This window comes from Streptomyces sp. NPDC048361 (assembly GCF_040651795.1).
Lineage (GTDB): Bacteria > Actinomycetota > Actinomycetes > Streptomycetales > Streptomycetaceae > Streptomyces.
The window spans coordinates 1-4,169 of sequence record NZ_JBEZKW010000131.1; the positions used below are offsets into that span (position 1 = coordinate 1).

Here is a 4,169-nt window from a genome sequence, read left to right on the forward strand (position 1 = left end):
GCGCGCTCGACGCGGGGATGGCGGTGGCCGTCGACTACGCGCACACGCGGGAGGACCGGCCGCCGTTCGGGCCCGATAGGGCTGGCCGCGGCAATCCGGGTGCTCCACGCCGACGGTGGCATGGCGCTGCTCGAAGAGCTCGTAACACGATCATGGGTGAGCCTTCTTGAGGCGTCTCCAGCAGATGAGGCTGCAGGCCAACGGGACGAAGGCGTCGTGGAGTTCGGTTCGGCGTTCCTAACGGACGGCAAGGCGTTTGAACTGGTGGAGCAGGGCGAGGGTCTGTTCCACGACGTAACGGAGTTTGCCCAGGCCCTTGATGTTCGGGGCGCCCCTGCGCGAGATGACCGGCAGGATCCGCCGCTTGCGCAACTCCCGGCGGGCGGGGTTGGAGTCGTAGCCCTTGTCACCGAGGAGCGAGTCGGGGCGGCGGCGTGGCCGCCCGGGCCGTCCGGCCACGGGCGGGATGCCATCGCCCAGGGCGAGGGTCTGGGTGACGTCGTTGACGTTGGCCGCGGTGGTGATGACCTTGAGCGGGGTGCCGCGTCCGTCGCAGAGCAGGTGGTGTTTGCTGCCCGTCTTGCGGCGGTCGACCGGCGACGGACCGGTGTCGGCGCCCCCTTTTTCGCGCGGATGTGGGAGCCGTCCACGCACGCGCGGGACCAGTCGAGTTCGCCGGCCGCGTTCAGCTTGGCGAGCAGGATGCGGTGCAGTTGGTCGAAGACTCCGGCCTGCTGCCAGCGGTCCAGGCGCCGCCAGCAGGTCTATCCCGAGCCGAATCCCAGCTCCAGGGTCTGCCGCACGATCGGGTGACATCTGAACTGGCTTGCCTTGCATGGCAGGTGGGAAGGATGTCGCTGTGCCCAAGCCTTATCCCCAGGAGTTCCGCGAGGACGTCGTGCGTGTCGCGAGGAACCGCGGTCCGGGCGTCACGGTCGAGCAGGTGGCCGCCGACTTCGGCGTCCACGCGATGACGTTGTGGAAGTGGATGCGCCGCGCGGACATCGACGACGGCGTGAAGCCCGGGACGACCAGCCAGGAGAGCGCGGAACTGAGGGAAGCGCGTCGGCGGATCAAGCTGCTGGAGCAGGAGAACGAGGTCCTGCGGCGGGCGGCGGCCTATCTGTCACAGGCGAATCTGCCGGGAAAAGGATCTACCCGCTCGTGAAGGAGCTGGCCGGCGACGGGGTGCCCGTCACGGTCGCGTGCCGGGTGCTGAAGCTCGCCAGACAGCCCTACTACCGCTGGCTCGACGAGCCGGTGACCGCACCCGAGGTCGAGGAGGCCCATCGCGCGCAGGCGCTGTTCGCCGCGCACCGCGAGGACCCGGAGTTCGGCTACCGCTTCCTGGTCGACGAGGCCCGCGCCGCGGGTGCGGGCATGGCTGACCGCACCGCCTGGCGGATCTGCCGGGACAACCAGTGGTGGAGCGTGTTCGGCAAGAAACGCGGCCGGGCCAAGAAGGCGGGCCCGCCGGTCCACGACGACCTGGTGAACCGCGTCTTCACCGCGACCGGCCCGAACCGCCTGTGGCTGACCGACATCACCGAACACGCCACCGGCGAAGGGAAGTTGTACGTCTGCGCGGTCAAGGACGTCTTCAGCAACCGGATCGTGGGCTACTCCATCGACGCGCGGATGAAGTCCCGCTGGCCGTGACCGCCCTGGAGAACGCCGTCGCCCGGCGCGAACAGGTCGACGGATGCATCCTGCACAGCGACCGCGGATCGCAATTCCGGTCCCGGAAATTCGTCCGGGCACTCGACCGCCACCGGATGGCCGGCTCGATAGGGAGAGTCGGGGCGGCCGGCGACAACGCGACCATGGAGTCCTTCTTCAGCCTGCTGCAGAAGAACGTCCTCGACCGCCGGACCTGGACCACCCGCGAGGAACTCCAGATCGCGATCGTGACCTGGATCGAGCGGACCTACCACCGACGCCGCAGACAAGCCTCATTCGGCCGCCTGACCCCCGTCGAATTCGAGACCGTCACGACCACACCGGCCCTCCAGGCCGCGTGACCGAACCCGTCACCCAAACCTGCAGCAGACCCGCTTCCCCCTCCCAACCGTAGCTTGTGACAACTGAGCCGAAGCACGATAGTTGTCACCGGTAGCGCCAGATGACGTGGTGAACGAGGCCGGACGAAGCAGCGTGGTGGTCGCCGACGAGGCACGTGGCTTGTCACACATGCTCATTCGGCAGACTTTCTGTCACCACTCCCGCGACCAGCGGCTGGAGGGGTGCGCGGCCGTAGACGTTCTCCCTGAGGCCCGAACATGATCAGATACTCGACCGGTCCGTCGGAACCAGCGTTCACGACTCCGTGGGGGACGCGGGTGTCGAACTGGGCGGCATCCCCTGCAGCCAGGACGAGGTCCTGATCACCGAGTGCGAGCCACAGCCGCCCGTACAGGACGCACAGCCACTCATAGCCCTCGTGGGACACCTGCCGGGGCCGCCCGGGCGAGTCCTCGACAGCAGGCAGGACATGCTTGTGGGCGTGCAGGCCGCCGACGTACCGGGTCAGCGGCAACACCGCCTTGCCGTCGCCCAAGCTGTGCTTGTGCTGCACCGTGCTGCGCGGCTCGACCGCAGGGGCGGCGGCGGTGCCGGCCAGCTCGTCCAGGGAGACTCCATATTCCTTCCCCAGCTGCAGCACCACCTCCAGGGTGGGCTTGCGCCGGCCGGTCTCGATCCGCGAGAGGGTACTGGGCGAGATACCGGTTGCGCCGCTGACCTCAGCGAGTGTGACGCCACGGCGCTCACGCAGGACCCGCAGCCGGGGCCCCATCGCCGCCAGTGTCCGAGCCACGTCGTCCCCTGCCACCGTCCCTGTTCCTTTCCCGTGCCGCTTCACCTCCATGTCCTGCAAGTTTGCCCGAATGGCAACGCCGATAGCGCCAAGTGGCGGTTGCGCCGCATGATCGATCGGGTACCCGCCAGCCGCCGCCAACCGAGGAGAAGCCCCATGTCACCCGAGCCGACCGCCGCACTCCGCCACCGCACCATCGAGACCCCGGCCGTGCGCCTGCACCTGGTCGAGCAGGGCACCGGCCCGCTGATCCTGCTCGTGCACGGCTTCCCCGAGTCCTGGTACTCCTGGCGCCACCAACTCCCGGCCCTCGCCGCGGCCGGCTATCGGGCGGTGGCGATCGACGTGCGCGGCTACGGCCGCTCCTCCAAGCCCGCCGCGACCGACGCCTACCGAATGCTGCACCTGGTGCAGGACAATGTCGCCCTCGTTCACGCCCTCGGCGAGGAGAACGCGGTGATCGTCGGCCACGACTGGGGCTCCAACATCGCCGCTACCTCCGCCCTCCTCCACCCGGAGGTCTTCCGCGCAGTCGGCCTGCTGAGCGTCCCGTACGCGCCGCCCGGCGGCCCCCGCCCCACCGACATCTTCGGCCGGATCGGCGGCCCCGGGCAGGAGTTCTACGTCTCCTACTTCCAAGAACCAGGCCGCGCCGAGGCGGAGATCGAGCCCGACGTACAGGGCTGGCTCGCGGGGTTCTACGCGGCACTGTCCGCCGACACCATGCCCGCCCAGGGCGAGCCCGACCCGCACTTCGTCACCCACGGCGGCCGGCTGCGTGACCGTTTCCCCGCGGGCCCGCTCCCGGCCTGGCTGACCGACGACGACCTCGTCGTCTACGCCGGGGAATTCGAACGCACCGGCCTGACCGGCGCCCTCAACCGCTACCGCAACATGGACCGCGACTGGGAAGACCTCGCCCCCCACCGCGGCTCCCCGATCACACAGCCCGCCTTGTTCATCGGCGGCACCTTGGACGCCTCCACCACCTGGATGGCCGACGCCATCGACGCCTACCCCTCCACCCTCCCTGCCCTGTCCGCCTCCTACCTCCTGGACGGCTGCGGCCACTGGATCCAGCAGGAACGCCCCGACGAAGTCAACAGCCTGCTGACTGACTGGCTCGCCACCATCCAGGGCTGAACCAGCCGGGCCGCCCAGACAGTTTGGCGGTGTGTCCCAGGTAGGCCGTCTGTCAGCACTCCCCTGGAAAGTCGCGCTTACTTCACTACGCCGGTGACAACAAGCCCGCCAAGTACTACAGCCGGAGATCTTGAGGGTCGGTGATCGGTGGGATCGGTCGATGGTGGGCCCCGGCCTGTAGGCGGTGCGGGAGGGGGTCGCCGCGTCGGCG

3 protein-coding genes and 1 pseudogene are annotated in these 4,169 nt (G+C 69.1%); 2 read left to right on the plus strand and 2 right to left on the minus strand.

Translation table 11 applies throughout. The features are described 5' to 3' along the window. Nucleotides 1-237: 237 nt before the first annotated feature. Complete coding sequence (locus AB0D31_RS34605; RefSeq protein WP_362730876.1) at nt 238-654, minus strand: transposase; 417 nt, start codon at nt 652-654, stop codon at nt 238-240. A 205-nt stretch (nt 655-859) separates the two neighbouring features. On the opposite strand from AB0D31_RS34605, the pseudogene AB0D31_RS34610 reads away from it, so the two are divergent. Next, nucleotides 860-2,021: pseudogene (locus AB0D31_RS34610) on the plus strand (IS3 family transposase). Nucleotides 2,022-2,194: 173 nt separating this feature from the next. On the opposite strand, the gene AB0D31_RS34615 reads toward AB0D31_RS34610, so the two are convergent. After that, complete coding sequence (locus AB0D31_RS34615) at nt 2,195-2,830, minus strand: XRE family transcriptional regulator (RefSeq protein WP_362730879.1); 636 nt, start codon at nt 2,828-2,830, stop codon at nt 2,195-2,197. Between the two features lie 141 nt (nt 2,831-2,971). Here AB0D31_RS34615 and AB0D31_RS34620 point away from each other — a divergent pair, with 141 nt between their 5' ends. Beyond that, on the plus strand, nt 2,972-3,958 hold the full coding sequence (locus AB0D31_RS34620) for an alpha/beta hydrolase (protein ID WP_362730882.1): 987 nt from the start codon (nt 2,972-2,974) through the stop codon (nt 3,956-3,958). The last annotated feature ends 211 nt before the right edge of the window (nt 3,959-4,169 follow it).